At 60.3% G+C, this 23,339-nt stretch carries 18 protein-coding genes; 1 reads left to right on the top strand and 17 read right to left on the bottom strand.

Features of this window, described 5'->3' with window-relative positions; translation table 11 throughout:
* Positions 1 to 216 precede the first annotated feature (216 nt).
* Complete coding sequence (pruA, locus tag JFN90_RS08045; protein ID WP_199394603.1) at positions 217 to 3,231, bottom strand: L-glutamate gamma-semialdehyde dehydrogenase; 3,015 nt, start codon at positions 3,229 to 3,231, stop codon at positions 217 to 219.
* 463 nt (positions 3,232 to 3,694) lie between these two features.
* Entirely contained in the window at positions 3,695 to 5,140 is a 1,446-nt protein-coding gene (locus tag JFN90_RS08040; RefSeq protein ID WP_199394602.1) for a sigma-54 interaction domain-containing protein, read from the bottom strand.
* Positions 5,141 to 5,317: 177 nt separating this feature from the next.
* Here JFN90_RS08040 and JFN90_RS08035 point away from each other — a divergent pair, with 177 nt between their 5' ends.
* Positions 5,318 to 5,581, top strand: coding sequence for a type II toxin-antitoxin system Phd/YefM family antitoxin (locus JFN90_RS08035; RefSeq protein WP_199394601.1), 264 nt, complete (start codon positions 5,318 to 5,320; stop codon positions 5,579 to 5,581).
* A 281-nt stretch (positions 5,582 to 5,862) separates the two neighbouring features.
* On the opposite strand, the gene rarD is transcribed toward JFN90_RS08035, so the two are convergent.
* From rarD to JFN90_RS07960, 15 genes are all read right to left on the bottom strand, one after another.
* Entirely contained in the window at positions 5,863 to 6,774 is a 912-nt protein-coding gene (gene rarD, locus JFN90_RS08030; protein ID WP_199394600.1) for an EamA family transporter RarD, read from the bottom strand.
* Between the two features lie 159 nt (positions 6,775 to 6,933).
* The gene (locus JFN90_RS08025; protein WP_199394599.1) at positions 6,934 to 8,301 is read right to left on the bottom strand and encodes a sodium-dependent transporter; all 1,368 of its coding nucleotides are present in this window, start codon (positions 8,299 to 8,301) and stop codon (positions 6,934 to 6,936) included.
* 140 nt (positions 8,302 to 8,441) lie between these two features.
* On the bottom strand, positions 8,442 to 8,924 hold the full coding sequence (locus JFN90_RS08020) for a YbaK/EbsC family protein (RefSeq protein ID WP_199394598.1): 483 nt from the start codon (positions 8,922 to 8,924) through the stop codon (positions 8,442 to 8,444).
* 130 nt (positions 8,925 to 9,054) lie between these two features.
* On the bottom strand, positions 9,055 to 9,960 hold the full coding sequence (locus JFN90_RS08015) for a DMT family transporter (protein ID WP_199394597.1): 906 nt from the start codon (positions 9,958 to 9,960) through the stop codon (positions 9,055 to 9,057).
* A gap of 1 nt (position 9,961) precedes the next feature.
* The gene (locus JFN90_RS08010; RefSeq protein ID WP_199394596.1) at positions 9,962 to 10,663 is read right to left on the bottom strand and encodes an ABC transporter ATP-binding protein; all 702 of its coding nucleotides are present in this window, start codon (positions 10,661 to 10,663) and stop codon (positions 9,962 to 9,964) included.
* On the bottom strand, positions 10,656 to 11,429 hold the full coding sequence (locus JFN90_RS08005) for an ABC transporter ATP-binding protein (RefSeq protein ID WP_199394595.1): 774 nt from the start codon (positions 11,427 to 11,429) through the stop codon (positions 10,656 to 10,658). The genes JFN90_RS08010 and JFN90_RS08005 overlap by 8 nt, the downstream gene beginning before the upstream one ends.
* A 34-nt stretch (positions 11,430 to 11,463) precedes the next feature.
* A complete protein-coding gene (locus JFN90_RS08000) occupies positions 11,464 to 12,363 on the bottom strand; it encodes a branched-chain amino acid ABC transporter permease (protein WP_199394594.1) in 900 nt (299 codons plus the stop codon).
* Between the two features lie 5 nt (positions 12,364 to 12,368).
* Positions 12,369 to 13,244, bottom strand: coding sequence for a branched-chain amino acid ABC transporter permease (locus tag JFN90_RS07995; RefSeq protein ID WP_199394593.1), 876 nt, complete (start codon positions 13,242 to 13,244; stop codon positions 12,369 to 12,371).
* 490 nt (positions 13,245 to 13,734) lie between these two features.
* The gene (locus JFN90_RS07990) at positions 13,735 to 14,328 is read right to left on the bottom strand and encodes a hypothetical protein (RefSeq protein ID WP_199394592.1); all 594 of its coding nucleotides are present in this window, start codon (positions 14,326 to 14,328) and stop codon (positions 13,735 to 13,737) included.
* 19 nt (positions 14,329 to 14,347) lie between these two features.
* Positions 14,348 to 17,455: an efflux RND transporter permease subunit gene (locus JFN90_RS07985; RefSeq protein WP_199394591.1), complete on the bottom strand. Its 3,108-nt coding sequence runs from the start codon at positions 17,453 to 17,455 to the stop codon at positions 14,348 to 14,350.
* Positions 17,456 to 17,469: 14 nt separating this feature from the next.
* A complete protein-coding gene (locus tag JFN90_RS07980; RefSeq protein ID WP_199394590.1) occupies positions 17,470 to 18,732 on the bottom strand; it encodes an efflux RND transporter periplasmic adaptor subunit in 1,263 nt (420 codons plus the stop codon).
* Complete coding sequence (locus tag JFN90_RS07975) at positions 18,729 to 20,024, bottom strand: TolC family protein (RefSeq protein ID WP_199394589.1); 1,296 nt, start codon at positions 20,022 to 20,024, stop codon at positions 18,729 to 18,731. Before JFN90_RS07975 ends, JFN90_RS07980 begins: the two co-directional genes overlap by 4 nt.
* 531 nt (positions 20,025 to 20,555) lie before the next feature.
* Positions 20,556 to 21,308, bottom strand: coding sequence for a TerC family protein (locus tag JFN90_RS07970; RefSeq protein WP_199394588.1), 753 nt, complete (start codon positions 21,306 to 21,308; stop codon positions 20,556 to 20,558).
* A gap of 181 nt (positions 21,309 to 21,489) precedes the next feature.
* A complete protein-coding gene (gene htpX, locus JFN90_RS07965) occupies positions 21,490 to 22,347 on the bottom strand; it encodes a zinc metalloprotease HtpX (protein WP_199394587.1) in 858 nt (285 codons plus the stop codon).
* 356 nt (positions 22,348 to 22,703) lie between these two features.
* A partial coding sequence (locus JFN90_RS07960) for an IS3 family transposase (RefSeq protein ID WP_199394586.1) occupies positions 22,704 to 23,339 on the bottom strand: 636 nt, incomplete at its 5' end.

Below are 23,339 nucleotides of genomic sequence, written 5' to 3'. Positions count from 1 at the left end.
GAGCAATAGGTTATGAGTTTCCACCTCCACGACGTGCATTTGGAGGAGGAATTGAGAGAGGGAGTTGGGACGCGAAAAAGCGCCTGCACTCATAAAAGTGCAGGCGCTCAAGTCATTCCCCGCCCCCGGAGGGGGAGGGTCAGGGAGGGGGCCTCTTTCGGGCTCAGACTGCCCCCCACCCAGCCTCCCCCCTCCGGGGGGAGGAGTCTCCGTTCCTTACGCGACCCAGTCGTCGTCCTCCTCGACCGGTGCGAAGCCGCGGCGCATGGTGTTCTCGGTGACCACCCTCGGGTCCATGAAGTGCAGCAGGTAGTCGTGCCCGCCCGCCTTGGTGCCGACGCCGGACATCTTGGAGCCGCCGAAGGGCTGGCGGCCGACCAGAGCACCGGTGTTGTTGCGGTTCAGGTACAGGTTGCCGACGCGGAACTCGCGACGGGCCTGGGCCAGGTGCTCCGGGCTCCTGGAGAAGACGCCGCCGGTGAGGGCGAACTTGGTGGAGTTGGCCCACTCGATGGCCTGGTCGAAGTCCTTCGCGCGCATCACGGCGAGGACCGGTCCGAAGATCTCCTCCTGGGCCAGCCTGTGCTCCGGCTTGATGCCGCCGATGATGGTCATCGGGACGTAGTAGCCGCCGTCGCTCGGCACCTTGCTCTCGTAAAGCACATGACCTTCCTTCTTGCCGATCTCGGCGTATTCCTTGATGGTCTTCATCGCCTTGTCATCGGCGACGGCGCCCATATAGTGGGCCGGGTCCTCGGAGGGGCCGACCAGCGTCGCCTGCGCCATGGAGACCAGACGCTCGATGAACTTGTCGTAAACAGCGTCCAGCACGATGACGCGGGAGCAGGCCGAACACTTCTGCCCCTGGAAGCCGAAAGCGGAATAAAGAACGTGCGGCACCGCCTCGTCCAGGTCGGCGTCGTCGTCGATGATGATGGCGTTCTTGCCCCCCATCTCGCAGACGATCTTCTTGACGTTCTCCTGGCCCGGGTGGACCTTGGCGGCGCGCTCGATGATCCTGAGGCCGACTTCCATGGAACCGGTGAAGGCGATCAGGGAGACGTCGGGGCTGTCGACCAGGAAGTCGCCCATGACGGAGCCGCGGCCCGGGGTGTAGTTGAAGACACCTTCCGGCAGGCCCGCCTCGCGGAACAGTTCCACAATGTGGTAGCCGATCACCGAGGTGAGGCCGGAGGGTTTGAAGACCACGCAGTTACCGGCCACGATGGCGGCGGAGGTCATGCCGAGGCTGATGGCAAGCGGGAAGTTCCAGGGTGCGATGACCGCGGCGACTCCTTTCGGCTCGTAGAAGTAGTGGTTCAACTCGCCCGGTGCGTTGCCCACGCGTTTCGGGGTACCCAGGGTGATCATCTCGCGAGCGTAGTATTCGAGGAAGTCGATCGCCTCGCAGACGTCGGCGTAAGCCTGGTCCCACTGCTTGCCAACTTCGAGCACCTGCCATGCGGACAGTTCGAAGATGCGACGGCGCGCCACGGCGGCAGCCTTGATCAGGTACTGTGCGCGATCCTTGGGCTCGGTGTCGCGCCATGCCGGGAAGGCCTTCTTGGCGGCCGAGATGGCATCGCCCACTTCCTTGGTGCCCGCCTGGCAGATGACGCCGACGGTCTCGGACGGCTTGTTCGGGTTCACCGACGGGATGGTGTCGGCGGTCTTCACTTCCTTGCCGTTGATGAAGAGCGGATAGGTCTTGCCCAGTTGCTTCCTGACCGCAGCAATCTCGCTCGGGAACGCGGCACGGTGGTCGGCGCGGGTGAAGTCCACCATGGCCTCGTTGTAGAACGGCTTCAGACCACCGGGCCCCTTCGCTTCCGCCTTCTTGGCAGCGGCGCGTGCTGCGCGTTCGCGCTGTGCGGTGACCTCCGGATCCTCGAGCAGGCGCTCGATCTGTGCGTCCTCCGCGAAGCTCTGGCGCAGGAAGGACTCGTTGGCGGTGTTCTCCAGCAGGCGGCGCACCAGGTAGCCCATGCCCGGTACCATGTCGCCGTACGGGCAGTAGAGGCGGATGCGGCCGGCGACCTTCAGGATGCCCCTTCTGACCGGCTCGGCCATGCCGTAGAGCACCTGGAACTCGTAGCGCTCGTCGGGAACGTTAAGTTCTTTAGCCATCTCCATCACGGCGGAGATGGTCCTGATGTTGTGGGAAGCGCAGGCGAAGTGGCAGATATCGGAACTCTCGAGGATCATCTTGGCCTGACGCTCGTAAGCCGCGTCGGACTCGGCCTTGATGGTCCAGACCGGGATGGCCCAGTCGTTCTGCTTCGCCTTGACGGTTTCCATATCCCAGTAGGCGCCCTTCACCAGGCGGATGGAGATCTTCACGTTCTTCTGGCGCGCCCAGGTGAGGAGTTCCGGCAGGTCCTTGTCGGTGTCCACCAGGTAGGCCTGGAGCACGAGGCCGAACTGGTCGTAGTTGGGGAACTCGAGCTTAAGCCGCTTGTACACCTCGATGATGATGTCTTTGTGGCGGTAGGACTCCATGTCGATGCAGAGGAAGCCGTCCAGCTCCATGACCTTCTGGGCGATCTTCCGGACGCGGTCCAAAATGGCGACCACCGAGCCTTCAAAGTCTTGCGGGTTGGCGAGACAGAAGAGCGCGGTCGGCTTGACCGCGACGTTCACCTTCGGTGCATGGCCCCAGTCGAGGTTCGCGTCGCCGCCTTTGCCCGGCAGCGGTTTCCAGTCCTTGTATTCCTTCTTGAGCGAGTCGAGGAGCTCGAGGTAGGTGTTCATGTAGAGGTCCGCTTCCTTCTCGGAAAGCGTGGCCTCACCCAAAACGTCCACAACAAACGCGAAGCCGTCCTTCCTCAGACGTTCCATGTTCTTGATGGCTTCCTTGGTGTTCTCGCCCACGATGAACTGGCGGGCCATCTCCTGGATGTTGGTAGTGAGGAACTTGTTCAGCATCGCCCCGCCGAAGGAGCCGAGCATGCCGGCAACCTTGGCGCCGGTGGAGAGGACCGGCGGCATATCCTTCTCTTCGCCGAAGTATTCACGAATGTGGTCGGTGAGGAGCCTGCCGGTGGTGAGGGACGGGAAGACGTCGACAAAGCGGAACATCTGGATCTTGAAGGTTTCGTTCTGCATGCTCCAGTCCATCACCTTGCCCATCCATGCGCCCTTGTTAAAGAGGGACGGCTTTTCGCCGGAGATGGTGGAGAAGAATTCCTTGCCCCGTGCAATGACTCTGTTGTTCAGTTCGGTGTTGTTCATCCAAAGGCTCCTTTATTACAGGTTGTTCCAAGAGGAAATCATAAACGTGTAAAGCTAGAGCACAAGCTGTGCCAGACAGTATACGATTTCGTTCCTGGTGGAGACGTGGAGGCGGCAGGCAGGATCAAACAGCCGTGAGGAAAGGCGCTTCATCCAGTTAAACAGCCGGAAGTATTATAGCATTGCGGGGGAGAAAGGTAATGAATGAGGTAGAGTTTTTATAGATTGAAGATGGAAGAACCAATCCTAAAGCGGGAACAATACCCAGAACGGCCGAGGCACAATATGCAGCATTGCATACGACACAGTGATACGCGATCGCCAAGGTCCACTGTAGGGGCGAATAATCATTCGCCCCCCCATGCCGCACCAGCACCGCCCATGGTACCGGCAATCGTGGGGCACCAGCGCTGGGCGAATAATTATTCGCCCCTACAGGGTTATGTCACCTAAACCAACAAGCCTAAGCGATCCCATGTTTCTTCAACTTCCTGGCGATGGTCGACTGGTTCACCCCCAGCGCCTCCGCCATGCGCACCTGGTTGCCGTGTTTGGCGAGCGCCTTTTCCAGGATCGCCTTTTCCACCTTATCCAGCGTCTCCTGCAGAGTCACCTCGTCATGCCACACGCCCCCTGCCCCGGCCGAAGGCACGCTCCCCGCGGCGATCTCGGCAGGCAGATCCTTGACATCTACGAGGTCGGTTTCGGTCATGACCACCAGCCTCTCGCAGATGTTCATCAACTGCCTGACATTGCCGGGGTAATCGTAGGCCAAAAGCGCGTCGGACGCGGCTCGGGTCAGACGCTTGCGGATCGAGTCGCGCGCGCCGAACAGGTCGACGTAATGCCGGACCAGCGGCAGGATGCAGTCGCGCCGTTCCCGGAGCGCCGGCACGTGGATCGGGATCACGTTCAAACGGTAATAAAGGTCGAGCCGGAAGGTGCCGTCTTTGACCATCTGGTCAAGATTCCGGTGCGTTGCCGCCAGTATCCTGACATCGAGCGTGCGCGCCTTGGTCCCCCCAAGCCGCACAACGCGTCCGTTTTCAAGAAACCGGAGCAGCTTCACCTGTGCGGCCTGCGGCAGTTCCGCGATCTCGTCCAGGAACAGGATCCCGCCGTCGGCCAGTTCGAGATAGCCCGGTTTACCGGCGACCTGCGCGCCGGTAAAGGCGCCCTTCTCGTAGCCAAACAGCTCTGATTCTATAAGGGATTCAGGAATGGCACCGCAGTTGATCTCGATGAGCGGTTTGTCGGCACGGCTGGAATTCTTGTGGATCAACTCCGCGATGAGCCCCTTGCCGACGCCCGACTCGCCGAGGATCAGCACGGTCGAGTTGACCGCGCTCACCTTGAGCGCCTGCTTCAGCGCGTTGACCATGAGCGGACTGCGGGCAATGACGCTGCGCGAGGCGAGGTCGGCCTGCTGCATCTCCAGCATATGGCTACGGAACTGGTCTCTGAGCGCCTCCTGCTCTTCAAGCTCACGCTGCAAGTTGTCGATTTCGGTAACGTCCCGCTCGCTGACCACGACCCGGATCACCTGTCCGTTGGCATCCAACACCGGCGTCCCCGTGGAGATCAGCTTGCGCCCCTGCCGGTTCTGCAACTGGCTCACCACCTTGCCCGTGGTCAGAGCCTCGAGTGCCGCCGAGCGGTCGATGAAGCCCTGGTCCAGCAGCTCGTGCATGTTTTTGCCGATAACCTCGGCAGCGGTGATGTTGTTGATCCGCTCCGACGCAGGGTTGATGCGGATTACGACTGCATCAGCATCGCAGATCCAGAGCCCATCAGATGACGAATCGATGATGGCGTCGAGCTCCCGTGTCAGATCCTGGAAAGCGCGCATCTGCCGCGCCATCTCCTCCAGATCAAGTGCTCCCAGCGTCTCAGTCACAGCTTCAGTCACAAAAACCTCCCGCTCAAGTAGCGCCGGCGACCATTATGCACAAATGCATTCAATATGCAACGGGGAATACACGAGAGAGGTGGCTTATCTGAAATTGACGATACAATCTCGGTATGGTACTTTTAATCGCACCATGAACAGGGCTGGAAAGGATACTAAAGAGTGAGGTGAAGCAGGATGTCATCCATAAGCGCGAACGAACTAAAAACCAGGGGTGTTGCTGCCATCGAGGCTGCATTGTCCCAAGATTCGGAAGCTATCATTTCCGTCCGTGGTAAGACCCGGTATGTCGTGATGCCGATCGAGCACTTCAATTACTTGCGGGAGTGCGAATTGGAAGCGGCGCTTGCACAAAGCAATGAAGATGTTGCCGCAGGGCGTTTCGTAGTGTCGACGCCAGAAGAACATTTGAATAGAATAAGGGCAGGTGAGGAGGCATGAAGTATAGGCTTGTCTTTACAAAGCAATATGAGAAGCGAGCTCGTCGTTTCCTGGTTAACCACCCGGAACTTGAGTCAGCATATTTAAAGACTCTGAAACTGCTTGAAGCAAACCCTTTTCATCCCTCGCTCAGGCTGCACCGTCTAGCGGGTCGCCTGAGCGGTCTTCACTCCATATCGATAACCCTTTCCTACCGGATCACCCTTGAATTCCTTGTTACCGACCAAGACATCACACCTATCAACATTGGTGATCACGACACAGTGTACTAAGCTGGTACTTTACGCTCTAATAGAGCGATAGGCGTGAAGGGAATAAAGTGCGAGCCCGGCCCAGATGAACAGGAAACTGATCAGGTGGGTGTGGGTGAAAGTCTCGCCAAAGAGGGTGATGGCGAGCAGGAAGTGCATGGTGGGCGTGATGTACTGCAGAAAGCCGATGGTGGCCAGGCGCAGTTTCTTCCCGGCGGCAGCAAAGAGCAGCAAAGGGATGGCGGTGACCACGCCGGACATCGGGATCAGCACATCCAGCGCGAGTCCATGGGTGAGGAAGATGCCGGTCCCCTTCTGGTTCAACTGCACCAGGTAGAAGAGCGCAAACGGCATTAGGAGCAGCGTCTCGACAGTGAGCCCGACCAGCGGCTCGACGTGCAGCACCTTGCGGATCAGCCCGTAGAGCCCGAAGGAGAGCGCGAGGAGCAGCGAGATCCAAGGCACGCTACCGTACTGAATGGCGAGGTAGAGGACGCCGGTGAAGGCAAGGACGAGACTGATCCACTGCGGGCGCTCCAGCCGCTCCCGCAGGAAAATGAAGCCGAGCAGCACGTTGACCAGCGGGTTGATGAAATAGCCGAGGCTCGACTGAAGCACCTCTCCAATGCTGATGGCGTAGATGAAGACCAGCCAGTTGGTAGCGATGAGGATGGTGGTGACAAAGAGGACGGCGAGCGACTTGGGCTTTTTGAGCACTTCTATCGTGGCAGGCCACCCGCCTTTCCAGGTGATGAGCATGATAAGGAAAGCGAGCGACCAGACGATCCGGTGCGAGACCATCTCCAGGGGCGGGACGACCTTGACGCTCTTGAAGTAGACCGGGAAGAAGCCCCAGCAAAGGTAAGCCGCCAGGCCGTAGATGACGCCCTGGCGGCTTTTTTGCGCGGCGGTGAGCTCGGTGGTGTCGGAAAGGTTGCTCATGTGGCAGATGTCCTTGGACCGTCTACTCCTCCCCCCGGAGGGGGGAGGTTGGGAGGGGGGAACCCTAAACAAGAAAGATGCCCCCCTTCCCCCTCCCTAGCCCTCCCCCTCCAGGGGAGGGAACTAGAGCGAGCGGAGGGAAGTGGGGTACTGAACAAGTTAGATCACCTTGAGGCCGCGCAGCAGGATGGCGGTAATGGTGATCGGTGCGACGTACTTCACCAGGAACAAGAAGATACTGATGATGGCGCCATTTTTCAACTGCCCGTCGTTGGAGAGGGCCGCCCTCACCTTCTCGTCGCCCCAGACCCAGCCGACGAAGAGGCAGATGAACAGGCCGCCCACTGGCATCAGGAAGTTCGAGGTTACGAAATCGTAGAGGTCGAACATGGTCATGCCGAACAGCTTGAAGTTGGCCAGCAGACTGTTGGAGAGCGCAGCGGTGGAACCGATCAGGGCCAGCAGCACCACGGTCAGCACGGTCGAGCTGAGGCGGGACATGCCGAAGCGCTGGTGCAGGTACGCGACCGGAACCTCGAGGATGGAAAGCATAGCGCCGGTGGCGGCGATGGCGCCCAGCACGAAGAAGAGCACCACGAAGATATTGCCGAAGGGCATCTGCGAGAACACCGCCGGAATGGTGATGAAAAGCAGCGACGGCCCCGCTTCCGGTTTGAAACCGTAGGTGAAGACGGCCGGGAAGATGGCGACGCCCGCCAGTATGGAGACGGTGAGGTCGGCGAGCATGACGCGTAGCGCGGTCATCGGGATGTTCTGGTCATCGCGAAAGTAGCTGCCGTAGGTGATCATGGTCCCCATGCCGACAGAGAGCTTGAAGAAGGCGAGCCCCATGGCGGTGAGGACGACGGCTCCGGTAACCTTGGAGAAGTCCGGGCGGAACAGGAATTCAAGGCCAGCCGCAGCGCCGGGAAGCATCAGGCTCCGGATGCCGATCATGACCAGGATCAGGAACAGCACCGGCATGAGGCGCTTGGTGGTCTTCTCGATCCCTTTCGAAACGCCGGCGATGATGATGGCGCCGACGAAGACCAGCACCAGGCACTGCCAGAACACGGACTGCACCGGGTCGGTGATCAGCTTTTCGAAGCCGGCGGAGGTGACCTTGGGGTCAGCGGAAAGGATGCTGCCGGAAGCGGCCTTGAAGATGTAGGCGAAGACCCACCCCGCCACCTCGGTGTAGAAGGCGAGGATCAGGAAAGCGGAAAGGACGCCGGCCGCGCCGATAAGGGCCCAGGTGGGATTTTTGGGGTGCAGCACCTTGAACGTGGTGAGCGCGTCGGACTTGGAGCGGCGCCCCAGCATGAGCTCGGCGACCATGACCACGAGGCCGGCCATCAGGGTCGAGAGCAGGTAGACGATGATGAAGGCGGCCCCGCCGTTCAGACCGGTCAGCGCGGGGAATTTCCAGATGTTGCCCAAGCCTACCGCGGACCCGAGTGTCGCGGCGATGACTCCTAAACCAGAGGTGAAACTGTCCCGTGCCTTGGTTACTTGTACGTTTTGCATGTCGTTGCCTGTGTCCTTTGCTCTGCTCTCTGTTGGTTTAGCGGCATTGCCGCGATTGCTTGCTCTGATACGGCGGCTAAGCCGCCTGGGCGAATAATTATTCGCCCCTACAGTGGCCCCACTGTTAACGCGGGCGGCGCCTATTTTTTGATGGCGGCAATCTGCCCTGCGGTGATCTCGCAAAGCTGCTCCGGGGTCAGTGCGAACACCGCGTTGGGTGTCCCGGCGGCGGCCCACAGTTCCTGGTAGCTCAGCAGGTCCTCGTCGATGAAGGTGGTGAGCGGCGCCGGATGCCCCACCGGGGATACCCCGCCGATGGCGTAGCCGGTCTGCTCGCGCACGAAATCCGGCGTGGCCCGCTCGATCTTCTCGCCCATGAGCGTTGCCAGCACCTTCTCGTTCACCATGTTGGCGCCGCTTGCCACCACGAAGACCGCTTTGCCGCTCTCCTTGCCGCGGAACACCAGTGACTTGACGATCTGCCCGACCTCGCAGCCCACTGCGTTAGCCGCATCGACTGCCGTTCGGGTACTCTCGCCGAACTCCTTGACCCGGCAATCGATACCGAAGCCGGTTAGTGCATCCTGTACCCGTTTCGCGCTTGCGCTCAAAGATGAATCCATTGCTGCCTCCAAAGTCAGAATCAAAACCTTTCACAGGGAGAAAATCTGAGGAAATCTGAGAAAATCAGAGGAACCGTTTAAAGGTTTGCCTCTCTCCGTAGTTCTCAGATGTCCTCAGATTTTCTCCTTGTTAACGGTTTACCGGTTTATCGTTTTTAGCAGTTACCCTCGTGAAGAGGTACAGCCCGGCGAAGATGATGGACCCGCCGATCGCCTGGCGCGGCGTAGGATTCTCGCCGAGGAACACCGCGGCCCACACGATCGCCCCCAACGGCTCCCCCAGGATGCTCACAGAAACCACGGACGCCTGCACGTAACGCAATACCCAATTGAAAACGGTATGCCCGAGGATGGTGCAGACCAAGGCCAAAGCCACGAAAATGAGCCAGTCCCGCCCGGAATACGGGTAAAACGGCACCCCGCCCACGGCAGCCGCTGCGCTCAAGGTAACAGCGCTGGCGCCGTAGGTGACAAAGGTGTAGCCGGTGAGCGGCACGCCGTGGCGCAGCCTCCTGCCGATGAGCAAATACCCGGACACCATGACCGCGGCGAAGAGCGCCAGCAGGTCGCCGACAAACGCCCTCTCTCCCAACTGGAAGTCGGTGGCGCCGATGACCACGCTGCCCACGAAGGCGAGGAAGCAGCCGTAGAGCGCCTTGCGCGGCACCCGCTCCTTGAAGAAGATCCAGGAACCGAACACGACGAAGAGCGGCTGGGTGGTGACGAGCACCACGGAGCTGGCGATGGAGGTGTACTTGAGAGAGATGAACCAGGTGACGAAGTGCAGCGCGAGGAATACGCCGCTGGCGGCGGAGAGGCCGACCTGGCGCGCGGTCATGCCGCGCAAGGCGGGCGCGCCGCCCCAAAGGGTGAAGGGCGCCAGGAAGCAGAAGGTGAAAATGAGCCGGTAGGCCGCGATCACCAGGGGGGGAGCCGTGCAAACCCTCACCAGGATGGAGGAGAAGGAGACAGCAAAAACCCCTACCAGGATGGCCAGGTAGGGGTTGATCCAAGGTTTGGTTGTGGTGTCAGACACCCTACTCTCCCAGGTAAGCCTTTCTCACTTCGGGGTTCGAGGCAAGTTCCTTGGCGTCGCCCTGCAGCACCACCTCACCGGTCTCAAGGACGTAGGCGCGATGGGCGATGGAGAGCGCCATGTTGGCGTTCTGCTCGACCAGGAGGATGGTGGTGCCGCTGGCGTTAATCTCCTGGATGATCTGGAAGATCTGCTCGACCAGCATCGGGGCGAGGCCCATGGAGGGCTCGTCCAAAAGGAGCAGCTTCGGGCGGGACATGAGCGCCCGGCCCATGGCCAGCATCTGCTGCTCGCCGCCGGAAAGGGTCTTGGCCGGCTGCTTTTTGCGCTCGTTCAGGCGCGGGAAACGCTGGAAGATCTTCTCCATGTCGGAGCCGACCTCGTTATCGCTTCTTGTGTAAGCGCCCATCTCCAGGTTCTCGAGCACGCTCATCTTGGCGAAGACGCGACGCCCTTCCGGGACTTGCGAGATGCCCAGCTTGACGATCTCGTGCGGCGGCAGTTTGGTGATGTCCTTGTCCAGGTAGGTGATTTTGCCAGCCACGGACGGGACGATGTTGGAGATGGTATTCAGGATGGTGGTCTTGCCGGCACCGTTGGCGCCGATGAGGGCCACGATCTCACCCTGGTTGATCTGGAAGGAAACGTTTTGCAGCGCCTTGATGGCGCCGTAGTTCACGCTGACATTCTCTACCTTAAGCATCCGCTGCTCCTTTGCCGAGATACGCCTCGATGACCTTCGGGTTTTTCCGGATCTCCTCCGGAGTGCCCTCGGCGATCTTGACACCGTAATCGAGAACGGCGATGCGATCCGAAATTCCCATGACGAACTTCATGTCGTGCTCGACCAGGAAGACGGTGATGCCGGTCTTGCTGATGGCCTTAACCATCTCGGCGAGGACCAGCTTCTCCTGCGGGTTCATGCCGGCGGCCGGCTCGTCCAGCAGGATGATCTGCGGCTTGATGGCCAGGGCGCGGGCGATCTCGAGGCGGCGCTGCTCACCGTACGGGAGGTTGCCGGCCAGTTCGTAGGCCTTGTGGGTCAGGTCCACCTGCTTCAGGCAGGACATGGCCAGTTCCTTGAGTTCGTTCTCCTCGCGACGGACCCACGGGAGGAACTTCAGGGTCGCCCCGGTCAGGTCGAAGGACCCCTGGGTGTGGGCGCCGATCAGGACGTTCTCGAGAACGGTCAACTGGGTGAAGAGCCTGATGTTCTGGAAGGTCCTGCCGATGCCGGAAGCGGCGATCTTGAAGGCCGGCTTGCCGGAGATGCTCTCGCCCATGAAGGAGATCTGCCCCTCAGTCGGGGTGTAGATGCCGGTGATCAGGTTGAACATGGTGCTCTTGCCGGCACCGTTCGGCCCGATCAGGGCCATGATGTCACCCTTCTGGACTTCGAGATTTACCTTGTCTACGGCGACCAGGCCGCCGAAGCGGATGGTGACGTTATCGAGTTTAAGAATAGACATGCGTTACTCTCGTTTCGTGAGTTATTTTCGTAATTTACTTGCCAGCCGGCTTCCTGCCGATTGCCCGCAGCAGCAGTTCGGTGACGTTCACGCCGCCGAGAAGCCCGTTGGGGCGGAACACCATCAGGAATACCAGCAGCGCGCCGTACACCAGCATGCGGTACTGCGACATGAAGCGCAGGAACTCAGGCGCCGAGGCGAGCACGGAGGAACCGATCACAGCACCCGGGACGCTGCCCAAGCCGCCCAGAACCACCATGGCCAGGATATCGACCGATTTCAGGAACCCGAAGTCGGAGGGGTTGATGTAGCTCAGGAAGTGGGCGTAGAGACCGCCGCCGATGCCGGCCATGAAGGAGCCCAGCGCGAATGCCTGGATCTTGTAGCGTGCAGTGTTGATACCCATGGCGTCGGCCGCGATCTCGTCCTCGCGGATCGCCTTCAGCGCGCGCCCGAAACGGGAGTTCTGCACGAAGGTGACCAGGATGATGGCGAGGATGGCGACCACCCATACGTAGATCGGCATGGGGATCGAGGTCTTGGCCTGGGGGACGGTGAGGCCGAGCGCCTTGTTGGTCGGCTCGAAGTTCAGGAAGAAGACCTTGACGATCTCCGCGAAGCCAAGGGTACAGATGGCCAGGTAGTCGCCGGTGAGCCTCAGGATCGGGAAACCAATCGCCGCGGCCACGATGGCGGTCACCACACCAGTCACGGCGAGGTTGGCGAAGAAGGGAAGGCCGGTCTTGATGGTCACCATGGCGCTCGTGAAGGCGCCGATGCTCATGAACGCGGCGTGCCCCAGGGACAATTGCCCGGTGAGACCGGTGATGACGTTAAGTCCCAGCGCCAGCACGATAGCGATGCCGACGTTGACAAGGATCTGCAACATGTACGGGTCGACCGAGCCGACCAAGCTGTTCAGGAAGTCTGCCATCGAATCTATACCTTCTTTGTAATTTTTTGGCCAAGGAGGCCGGTCGGCTTGACGAGGAGGACCAGCACCAGGATGGTGAAGGCGATGGCGTCACGGTAAGACGAGTAGCCGATGGCGACGCCGAAGACCTCGGAGACGCCGAGGAGCAGACCGCCCAGCATGGCGCCCGGGATGGACCCGATCCCGCCCAGGACCGCGGCGGCGAAGGCCTTCAGGCCGGCCATGAGGCCCATGTTGAAGGAGACCGCGTTGAACAGCACCCCTACCAGAACCCCGCCGGCCGCGGCGAGCGCGGAGCCCAAGGCGAAGGTGAAGGAGATCACGCGGTTCACGTTGATCCCCATCAGGGCCGAGGTGTTGTAGTCCTCGGAGGTGGCGCGCATCGCCTTGCCGATCTTGGTCTTCTGGACGATGAACTCGAGGCCCATCATGAGGACCGCGGCAACGCCGATGATGAGAAGCTGCAGGGTGGAGATGTCTGCGCTACCCACCTTGATCTGCTGTACCGGGAAAGCGCCGTCAGGGAAGCCCTTGGCGTCTGCACCGAAAACCATCAGCGCCAGCGAGGAGAGGAAGATGGAGACCCCGATGGCCGAGATGAGCGCGGAAAGGCGGGACGACTTCCTCAGGGCGCGGTAGGCGATCAGTTCGATGATCACCCCCATGATCATGCAGAAGATCATGGCGCCAAGGATGGCAACGAAGACGTTGACCTTGAAGAAGGAGACCAGCAGCAGCCCGATGAAGGCGCCGACCATGAAGATCTCGCCGTGGGCGAAGTTGATCAGGGTGATGATCCCGTAGACCATGGTGTAGCCGAGGGCGATGAGCGCGTAGACGCTCCCTAGGGCCACGCCGTTTACTAGCTGTTGTAAGAACATGTCGACTTCCTTCCGACTGGATTTGTCTGACCAAAAACTTCGACCCGCTACAGGGATGAAATTCAGGTTAAAATTTTCTCAAAATAAAACACGGGAATAGCTTCAGATGTATACCATAAGCATTTGGAAATAAGCAAGCTATTGGTAAACCTGGCACTACTTGAAAAACGGAGCGTTAGTCGAAAATAAAACAAGAGCCGCACTTCTAATGAGTGGCCTGACCCTCGACCGCGCGACACTTTACAACAGCTCGCTCTGTTTCGCAACGTTAAACTTTTGATTAAACCAAAAAACGGCCCCGCTTTACGCGGGGCCGTCGTCGTTCAATATCCTTTTGCTGATTTTAAAACAGTGGCTGAATCGGCCACCGCGATTGCGTTTACATCGATATCGGGTCTTGCTCGCCCCGGCGAGGGGAATTTGTTGGAAAAAATGTGCCGTGACCGGAGGAGGAGGGGCGGCCACGGCACCATCACATAACAACAACCCGCTAACTCTCCAACTGTTTGCCGTCCAAAATCAGCCTGAAGCTGCGCACTCCTTCCTTGAAAGTTGCAGAGCCGAAAAGCCCGGGGCGCCGTTTCTCCGCCTTGGCGCTGTACACCGGTTCGACCACCAGGGTGTGCAGCCGCCCCTCTTCAAGCGTGATGCTGCGCTTCACGCTGACGCCTTCGTCCGGCAAGGCCACAACCATCTGGTGCGTTCCCGCCTTGAGCCGCAGCGGCTTGAAAAAGCGGTACCTTACCCCGGCGCCCGCTTCCGGGTCGGCGAGATTAAGGAACCGCCCTCTTTCCTCATGCAACGCCCCAGGCCAGGCGTCGGCCTGCCCATCGATGGAGACCTGCAAACGGAACTCGGGGGTGCCGTGCCTGTCCGGGAAGAGGGACGGACGCGCCTTGTGGGTCTTCAGCATGGCCGCCACGTCCAGGCCCGCCTCCCCCGTTTTCAGCCTCGCCTCGCCTCCCCTCACGTCGAAGACCTTCTCAAAGCCGGAAGAGGACACAGGCCGGACCAGCGCGGATGTATCGGCGCAACCCGCGAGCAGCGCCAAAGAGACCAGATAAATCAAAGCACTCCATTTCATGTGTTGCCTCCTTTTTGTGTCACTGCATTTCAGGCTCGGGTTGTTTCTTCTCGAACCAACCGTACACGGCGGGAATGATCAACAGCGTAAGCAGTGTCGAGGTAATCAGGCCTCCCACGACGACCGTGGCCAAAGGTTTCTGGATCTCCGAACCGGTCCCCCCGGCGAAGAGCATGGGCATGAGGCTGAAGATCGCTATGGACGCGGTCATGAGGACCGGCCGCAACCTGTCCACTGCCCCTTGGCGCACGGCTTGGTCGATGGAGAGCCCCTCTTCACGCAGCTGGGCAATCCTCGACACCAGCACGAGGCCGTTCAAAACCGCTACCCCGAACAGGACGATGAAGCCGACCGATGCCGGTACGGAGAGATACTGACCGGACAAGAACAAGGAGAAGATGCCCCCGATCAGCGCGAAGGGAAGGTTCGAAAGCACCAGCAGGGCCAGGCGTATCGAGCGGAAGGTCACGTAGAGCAGAAGAAGAATCAGCGCCACGGCCACCGGACCGATGATCATCAGCTTGTTCATGGCGCGCTGCTGGTTCTCGAACTGTCCGCCCCAGGTAAGGTAGTAGCCGGCGGGAAGCTTGACCTGGTCCTTTATCTTCTGCTTTGCCTCGGCAACGAAGCTCCCAATGTCCCGGCCGCTCACGTTCATCTCGATGCCGATCCTTCTCACCCCGTCCTGGCGGCTGATCTGCACAGGCCCCTCCACCATCTTCACCTCGGCCAACTGGTCGAGCGGTATGTTCATGCCCGACTTGGTGGAGATGAGGAGGTTCTGGATCGCCTCAAGCGAATTCCTCTTCTCCTCCGGCAGCCGGACCGTGATGTCGAAGCTGCGGCTCGCCTCGTAGAAGGTGGAAGCGGCCTTTCCCGCCACGGCGATCTCGATCACCTTCTGCACGTCGCTTATGTTGAGCCCGTAACGGGCGATCTTTGCGCGGTCGATGGTGACGGTGAGGTACGGTTGCCCGGACACCTTCTCGGTGTTCAGGTCCGTGCCGCCGCGCACCGTCCCGAGCACCTTGGCGATTTCCGCGGACTTGTCGCGCAGCACGTCGAGGTCTTCGCCGAACAGCTTCACGATGAGCTGGGCGCGCGTGCCCGCCACCAGCTCGTCGATGCGGCACTGGATCGGCTGGCTGAAGCCGAAGCTGATGCCCGGGATGGTCTCCAGCGACTCCCTCATCTCGTTGGTCAGCTCCTCCTTCGAGATGTCGCGCTTCCACTGTTCCTTCGGCTTGAACACACCGACGTAGCCGGTCTTGTCGGGACCGCGGGTGTCGAGGGCGACGCCAGTCTGGCCGATACGCCCCACCACCACGTCCAGCTCGTCGAACTTCTTCAGCCTCGCAGTTGCCAGCTGGTTCACCTCGAGCGCCTTGGCGAGCGACACGCCCGGGAGCATGGCGATGTCCATGTCGAAGGAGCCCTCGTCCATGATGGGCATGAACTCGGTGCCGAGCTTCGTGACCAGGAAGAGGGAGAAGACGAGCAACCCTCCCGCGACGCCGAGGATCACCGTCCTTTTATTCAGCGCGTACTCCAGGAGCGGCAGGTACTGCTCCTTGGCGTAGACCATGATCCGGCTCTCTTTCTCAGCCTGAGGTTTCAGGATGATGCTGCAGAGCACCGGGATGATAAAGATCGAGAGGAGCAGTGACGCCAAAAGAGCGATGGCGACCGTGATGGCAAGGGGGCCGAACATCTTCCCCTCGATCCCTTCCAGGGTCAGAATGGGGATGAAGGTGAGCGCGATGATGAGCTCGCCGAAGATGCTCGGCTTGCGCACTTCCATCACCGCCTTCAGGACCGTCTTCAGTTTCGGCTGCCCCTCCGCGGTCTCGCTCAGGTGGCGCTGCACGTTCTCCACCTGGATGATGGTGGTGTCGATGATCATGCCGATGGATATGGCAAGGCCCCCAAGGGACATGAGGTTTGCGGTGATGCCGGTCAGCTTCATGACGATGAAGGTGGCCAGAAGCGACAGCGGCAGCGCCAGGAGCACCACGATGCTGCCGCGGATGCTGTTCAGGAGCAGGTAAAGGACCACGAGAACCAGCAGGGCCCCCTCTATGAGCGCCTTGTTCACCGTGCCGACGCTCGCCTTGACGATGTCGCTGCGGTCGTAGTACGGCACGAGCTTCACGCCTTCGGGGAGCATGTTACTCTCGTTGATCTCCTTCACCTTGGCCGCCACGCGCGCCACGACGTCGCGGCTGTTCTCGCCGCGGAGCATCATCACGATGCCCCCTACCGCCTCGCCGGCGGCGTCCTTCACGGCGGCGCCCATGCGCACGGCCTCGCCGATCCTCACTTGGGCCACATCGCGCAGGTAGACCGGCGTCCCCCCCTGAGATTTGAGGACGATGTTCTCTATGTCGCCCGTGCTCTTGATCAGGCCTACTCCGCGCACGATGTACTGGTCGCTGTCACGCTCGAGCACGTTGCCGCCGACGTTGCTGTTGTTGCTGCCGATGGCGTCGTGTACGTCGTCCACGGTGACGCCATATTTGAGCAGCTTGTCCGGAGCGACCACCACCTGGTACTGCTTGAAGTAGCCACCGAACGAGTTGATTTCATTGACGCCCGGGACGCTCTTCAACTGCGGGGTGACGACCCATTCCTGGACGGTGCGCAGATCGGTCAGGTACGCCCTTTTCGCCTCCGGGTCCAGCGGCACCTTCCCCTCCAGGGTGTACTGGTAGATCTCCCCCATGGCGGTGCCGATCGGCCCCATGGTGACCTCGACCCCCTTGGGAACCTTTTCCCGCGCCTCCGCCAGCCGCTCGAAGACCAGTTGCCGCGCGAAGTAGATGTCGACGTTGTCCTTGAAGACCACCGTCACGATGGACAGGCCGAATTTGGTGACCGAGCGAAGCTGCTCGATGTCAGGGAGTCCGCGCATCGCCATCTCGATCGGGTAAGTGACGTTCCTCTCGATCTCGACCGCCGAGAGCCCGTCGGCATGACTCACCACCTCGACCTGAATGTTCGTCACATCAGGGAACGCGTCGATAGGCAGTTTTTGATAGGAATAGAAGCCGAAGACCACGATCACCAGCGCAAGGAAGATGACCATCCCCTTCTGCTTCAGCATGAATGCGACTGTTTTTTCAAGCATGGGTGCTGGTCTCCTTAGTGGTCGTGTCCCGCGATCTCGCCTTTTTGCAGCTCCGACTTCAGGACAAAGCCCCCCTTCACGGCCAGTCGCTCGCCTTCCTTGAGCCCGGAGAGGACTTCGACCATGCCGCCGGAAGCACGCCCAAGCTCAACCTTGCGGGGCTCAAACGCGGCATCACCTTCGGCGATGAAGACGAGCTTTTTCCCCTCCAGTTCCACGACGGCCCCTTCCGGGACGGCGAGTACCGCTGCTGCGTCCGCTCCGGTGGCCAGCTCCACGGTGGCGAACATCTCCGGCTTCAGCTTGCGGCCGGGATTGGCGACCTCGAGCCGCGCCTTGATGGTGCGGCTCGCAGGATCGACCACGTCAGAGAGGTAGGTGATGCGGCCGCGAAACTTCGCCTCCGGAAACGCGCTCACCGACACCGTCGCCGTCTGCCCCCGGCGCACTTTCGCCAGGTCTTTTTCATGGATATCCACCAGCACCCAGACCGAGGAGAGGTCCGCGACGGTGTAAAGGCTCTTGGCCGGATCGGACAACTCGCCGACGATGGCATGCTTTTCGGTAATGACGCCGCCTATGGGCGAGCGCACCGGGAGGAGCGGCCTTTTGTCCCCCTTCAGGTCCGCCGCGGAAACACCGTACAGGGAAAGACGCTCCTGGTCGGTGTGCAGCTCCGTCTGCGCCGTCTTGTAGTCGGTCTCCGCCTGGAGGATCTCCTTTCTTGCGGCGATCTTCTTATCCACCAGGGCTTTCACCCGCTCCATGTTGGACTGGGCCAGGGAAAGCCTCGTCTTCGACTGGTGATAACGGCTCATAGCCTCGCCCAGTTCCACACTGTCCAGGGTCGCGAGCACCTGTCCCGCGCCCACGCTGTCCCCAAGCGACGCCCGCACCGCCACGATCTTGCCGGAGATGCGCGGGGATACGTGCGCGATCCTGTCGGCATTGGCCTCGACCTTGCCGGTGGCGCTGATCACGCCGGGCATCTGCGCTTTCTTGGCAGTAGCCACCGCCACGCCGTTTTGTTTTTGCACCTCAAGGGCCATCTTAACGAGCTTTTCGCCATGCTCGTCGTGCCCCTTCTCTTCCTTCCCCTCGGCGTGCCCCCCCTTTTCGTCCGCGTGGGCGCCCTTCTCTTCTGTGTGTCCCGCTTCTGCATGCTCGCCCTGTTCTGCGTGTTCGGCACCGCCAGGGGTGGTGATCAACCGGTAGGCGACGCCGCCCCCGAGCGCTATGGTCAGGACCAACCCGATGATGATTCCCTTCTTGTTCACTGCGCACCTCCGTTGATGTCAGCGGCAACTGCCGATTCGAGTTTGTTCAAAGCTATCTGCCTGGCATGCAGGGCGGTGAGGTAGCCGTCGCTCACCTCGAAATACTTCTTCTGCTCCTCGATCACCGCCAGGATGCCGACTTCACCCAGCCGGTAGGCCTCCTGCGTCAGTTTGAGGTTCTCGTCCAACTGGCCCAGGATGTTGGAGCGGTACAGGGACAGCACGGCCTCGGCGTTGATGAAGCTCACATGGGCCGTCTCCACCTCGCGTTCCACGGTGGCGGCGGCGCCCTGGAGTCGGATCTCGGCGCTGGAGCGTTTGGCGCGCGCCTCCTGCTGCCCGGCCTGGTTCCTGTCGAACACCGGGATCGGCATGGAAAACTTCACGCCGACGGTGTAAGAGGTCTCCCTCCCCTCGATGCCGCCGATCTCCATGGAGGAGGCTTCGCGGCTCAGGGCAAGGCCGGCGGTCAGGTTTGGGATCCCTTCCGCCTCGGCAAGGGCGACCTCGGCGTCGCTTTTCTGCAGCGCGGCATGGAGCGCCTTCAGGTCGGGTCGCTGCAGCATGGCAAGCTGCTTCAGGTCGCCCACTCCTTTGGTCGGCGCGTCCACGCTTTTCAGGCTCCCGCTCAAAGCGGGGGATTCGCCCGGCGCCAGAGCCATGAGAGTAAACAGTTTCGTCCTGCCGTCGAGCAGGCCGCGCTGCAACTCGATCAGGCTCCCTTCGCTGCGGGTCAACTCCACCTTGACCAGGTACATCTCCAGTTCCGGGATATCGCCGGCAGCAAGCCTGGCCTCGGCAACGGCGAGCAATTGCCGGTTCAATTCCACGGAATGGCGGGCGAGGCCAAGCCTCTCCTGGGCGAGCAGCACGTCGCAGTAGGCGCCCTGCACCTGTTCTTTAAGGGCACGCTCGCGGTCGGCCAGGAGCCAGCGATATGCCGCCTGATCGCGCTCGGTTACAGCGCGGCGCTTGCTGCGCTTGTCTCCCAAAAGGATCTCCTGGGAAATCCCCAGGGAGAGAGTGTTGTCATCGCTGCTGCCGGTCAGGGCGCCTGTCGCGACCTCGACCTCCAGCGTCGGGTTGGGGAGCAGGCCGGCACGCATGGCAGCCGCGTCCAAAACGCCGGCCTCCTTGCGCTGCGAGGCGAGATCCGGGTTGTTGCTAAGCGCGGTGACAATGGCTTCGCGCAGCGAAAGGGGCTGCGATTCCGCAAAAACGGGCGCGACGGACAGCAGACAAAGGGCTACGGCCGCAAAAAGGCGCGAACCCTTCAGGGAGTTAGTTCCCAAGGAAAACCTCCTGAATCAGATTGTGTAAAGGCGAAGAAAGGTGCACAGGCCACGGCACGATGCAACCGGAGGACGAGCCTCGGCTCAGGACGTACTAAGGCCGTAAGGGGATTATGCGTTTAACTGCGGGGGAACGAACTTGGAGAGAAATACTTCCGGCAAGAAGGTGAAGCGATCAAAAGTCTGGAGTTGGGAGAAGACGGGTTTGTAGTGCAACGAGAAGGGGTTGGCGCTCAGAGAGACATGGCAGGCACAATCACAGCAGAAGTCACAGCCGTCATGCTCATCCTCCCCCTGGAGGGGGCAGTTGGGTGTCTCGCAGTCGTCCCCCTCATGGGACGCACTTTGCGCACAGCTGACAAAACTGCCACCGGCCTCGGTGGCATGTGCGCTGTCACACACGCCACTAAAGAAGGCGCAGAAGATGACTGCGAGAAGCAGGAAGGAAAGAAATTTTACGGGTAGGAACTTTCGCATGAGTCAGTGAAGATACCGAATGAGTAGAGACAGTGTCAATACAAAAGGGGCGAGCTACTCGCCCCTCATGTCAGTGTCAAGGTGTGGCTCATGCAGTTTGACGGGCTTGCCGCGCCTCACCCTCAGGTTCAGCATCTCCACCATCACGGAGAACGCCATGGAGAAGTAGATGTAACCCTTGGGAATGTGCATCCCGAAGCCCTCCCCGATCAGGGAGACGCCGATCAGGAGCAGGAAGCTCAGAGCCAGCATCTTTATGGTCGGGTGCTTTTCCACGAACGCGCTGATCTTTCCGGAAAAGAGCATCATGAAGCCGACGGCGATTACCACGGCCGCCACCATGATGAAGAGCTGGCTCGCCATGCCGATCGCGGTGATGATGGAGTCGAGCGAGAAGACGATGTCGAGCAGCAGAATCTGCACGATTACCGCGCCGAAGGTGGCGCCGACCGTCGACGCCTGCACCACCTCTTCCCCTTCCAGTTTCTCGTGGATCTCCATGGTGCTCTTCCAGATCAGAAAGAGTCCGCCGCTGATGAGAATCAGGTCGCGGCCGGAGATCTCGTTGCCCAGGAGGCTGAAAAGGGGTGCGGTGAGTCCCATGAGCCAGGTGAGCGAGAAGAGCAGCGCTATACGGATGAACATGGCCAGCCCCAGGCCGGTCAGCCTCGCCCTCTCCTGCTGGGCCGGGGGAAGCTTGCTCGCCTGGATGGAGATGAAGATGATGTTGTCGATGCCGAGCACGACTTCCAGCGCGCTCAGGGTAACCAGGGCCATCCAGACCTGCGGGTCGGTAAGCCAGTCCATTGTGTCTCCTATTATTGAATTAATGCGTGGATCCGCCGCCACTGTAGGGGCGAACAATCATTCGCCCCCCTTTGCCCCACCACCGCTTTAGGCCTTGGCACCGGTCGGGGCACCGGCGGCTGGGCGAATAATTATTCGCCCTACAGATAACCTCTCTTGGGGCAGAGGAAGAGCGTACAGGTTACCGCCGTACCGCCATCTGCTCCAACCGTGCGATGCGGTCCTCCATCGGCGGGTGCGTCGAAAAGAGCTGCATGACGCCGCCACCGGTGAGCGGGTTCACAATGAACATGTGCGCTGTTGCCGGACGCGCCTCCTGCATCGGCAGCGCTTGCGAGCCCATGTGCAGTTTCCGGAGCGCCGAAGCGAGCGCCAACGGGCGGCCGCAGATCTCGGCGCCGGTGGCGTCGGCCAGGTATTCGCGGGAGCGGGAAACCGCCATCTGGATCAGCATCGCCGCGATGGGCGCGATGATGGCCATGGCCAGCGAACCGACCAGACCGCCAATGCCGCCCCCCTCCTCATCGTCGCGACCTCCGGCGAACATGGCGCCCCACTGCAGCATGTTGCCGATCATGGAAATGGCGCCGGCGAAGGTGGCCGCGATGGTCCCGATCAGGATGTCGCGGTTCTGCACGTGGGCGAGTTCGTGTGCCATCACCCCTTCCAGTTCCTCCGGAGAGAGAATGCGCAGGATACCTTCCGTTGCCGCGACCGCCGCGTGTTCAGGATTGCGGCCGGTGGCGAAGGCGTTGGGGCTGTCGGAGGGGATGATGTAGACCTTGGGCATGGGGAGCCCCGCGCCGGCAGCCAGGTTGCGTACCAGGTTGTAGAACATGGGATGGTCCTGCGGACCGATCTCTTGGGCGCCGTACATGCTCAGGACGATCTTGTCGGAGAACCAGTAGGAGAAGAAGTTCATCCCCAGGGCCAGAACGAAGGCCATCATCATGCCGGACCGGCCACCGAGGGCCTGTCCCATGGTCACCATGAGCACGGTGAGAAGAGCTAGCAGAAAAGTTGTTTTCAGTCTTTGCATGGCATTTACCTCTACGAATGTTGTATCCCGAAGGAGTTGGTTCGGCCGAGGATAAATAAAAAGACCCTTACCCTCGGCATAAAATTACCAGGATAAAGGTCTTGTTGACAGGTTAACTGTCCCGGCTCCGGGTCTTACGACCGTATTGACGAAGCTCGGGTCGGCCATTTCTCCAGCCGATAACTACTCCCCTTTAACGATTGAAAATATAATTTTTCCTATGACAGTTGTCAAGGGTAATCGATAACGGCAAAGACTGCCCCCCCAAAGACATAAGCGAACAGGGATAAAAGGGATGAAGGGGATAAAACCAAATGACTGACCTGTCTTCGCAATAGAGGACACGTTAAAAACCCTTATGCTGCCATCTTAAACTCCTGCTGTTCGAACTCTTCGGGGGAGCAGTAGCCGATGGCAGAGTGAAGCCTCTTGCGATTATAAAAACCTTCGATGTAGCAAAAAATCCGGCTCTGCGCTTCCTGCCGGGTCTTAAAGGAACAGTGGTAGATCATTTCTCTTTTCAGGGTTGAGAAGAACGTTTCCGTCACAGCGTTATCGTAGCAGCATCCGGTGCCACTCATGCTTTGCACTCCGCCAGAGTTGCTTACCATGGCACCGAACCGCTTACTGCAGTACTGCGAACCGCGATCACTGTGAAAAACGAAGCCGCCTGCTGGACGCCGCTTCATCGTTGCATTGGCAAAAGCCGTTATGACTAGGTCATCTGTCATTCGATCGCTCATGCTCCAGCCAACGATCCGGCGGGAGAACAGGTCTAGCACCACTGCCAGGTACAACCAGCCTTGAGCTGTCTCAATATAGGTGATATCTCCGGTCCATACCCGATTAGGGGCTTCGGCATGGAACTGGCGCTGTAAAAGGTTTGGCGCGACAGGCCGTTTGTGATCCGAGTTAGTGGTGACTTTGAATCGCCGCTTAGTCTTCACTCGCAGATCATTTTCACGCATCAGGCGCCAGACGCGGTTCTTTCC

It is taken from the genome of Geomonas propionica (assembly GCF_016458235.1).
Classification (GTDB): Bacteria; Desulfobacterota; Desulfuromonadia; order Geobacterales; family Geobacteraceae; genus Geomonas; species Geomonas propionica.
This window is presented reverse-complemented; position numbering and strand designations above follow the sequence as displayed.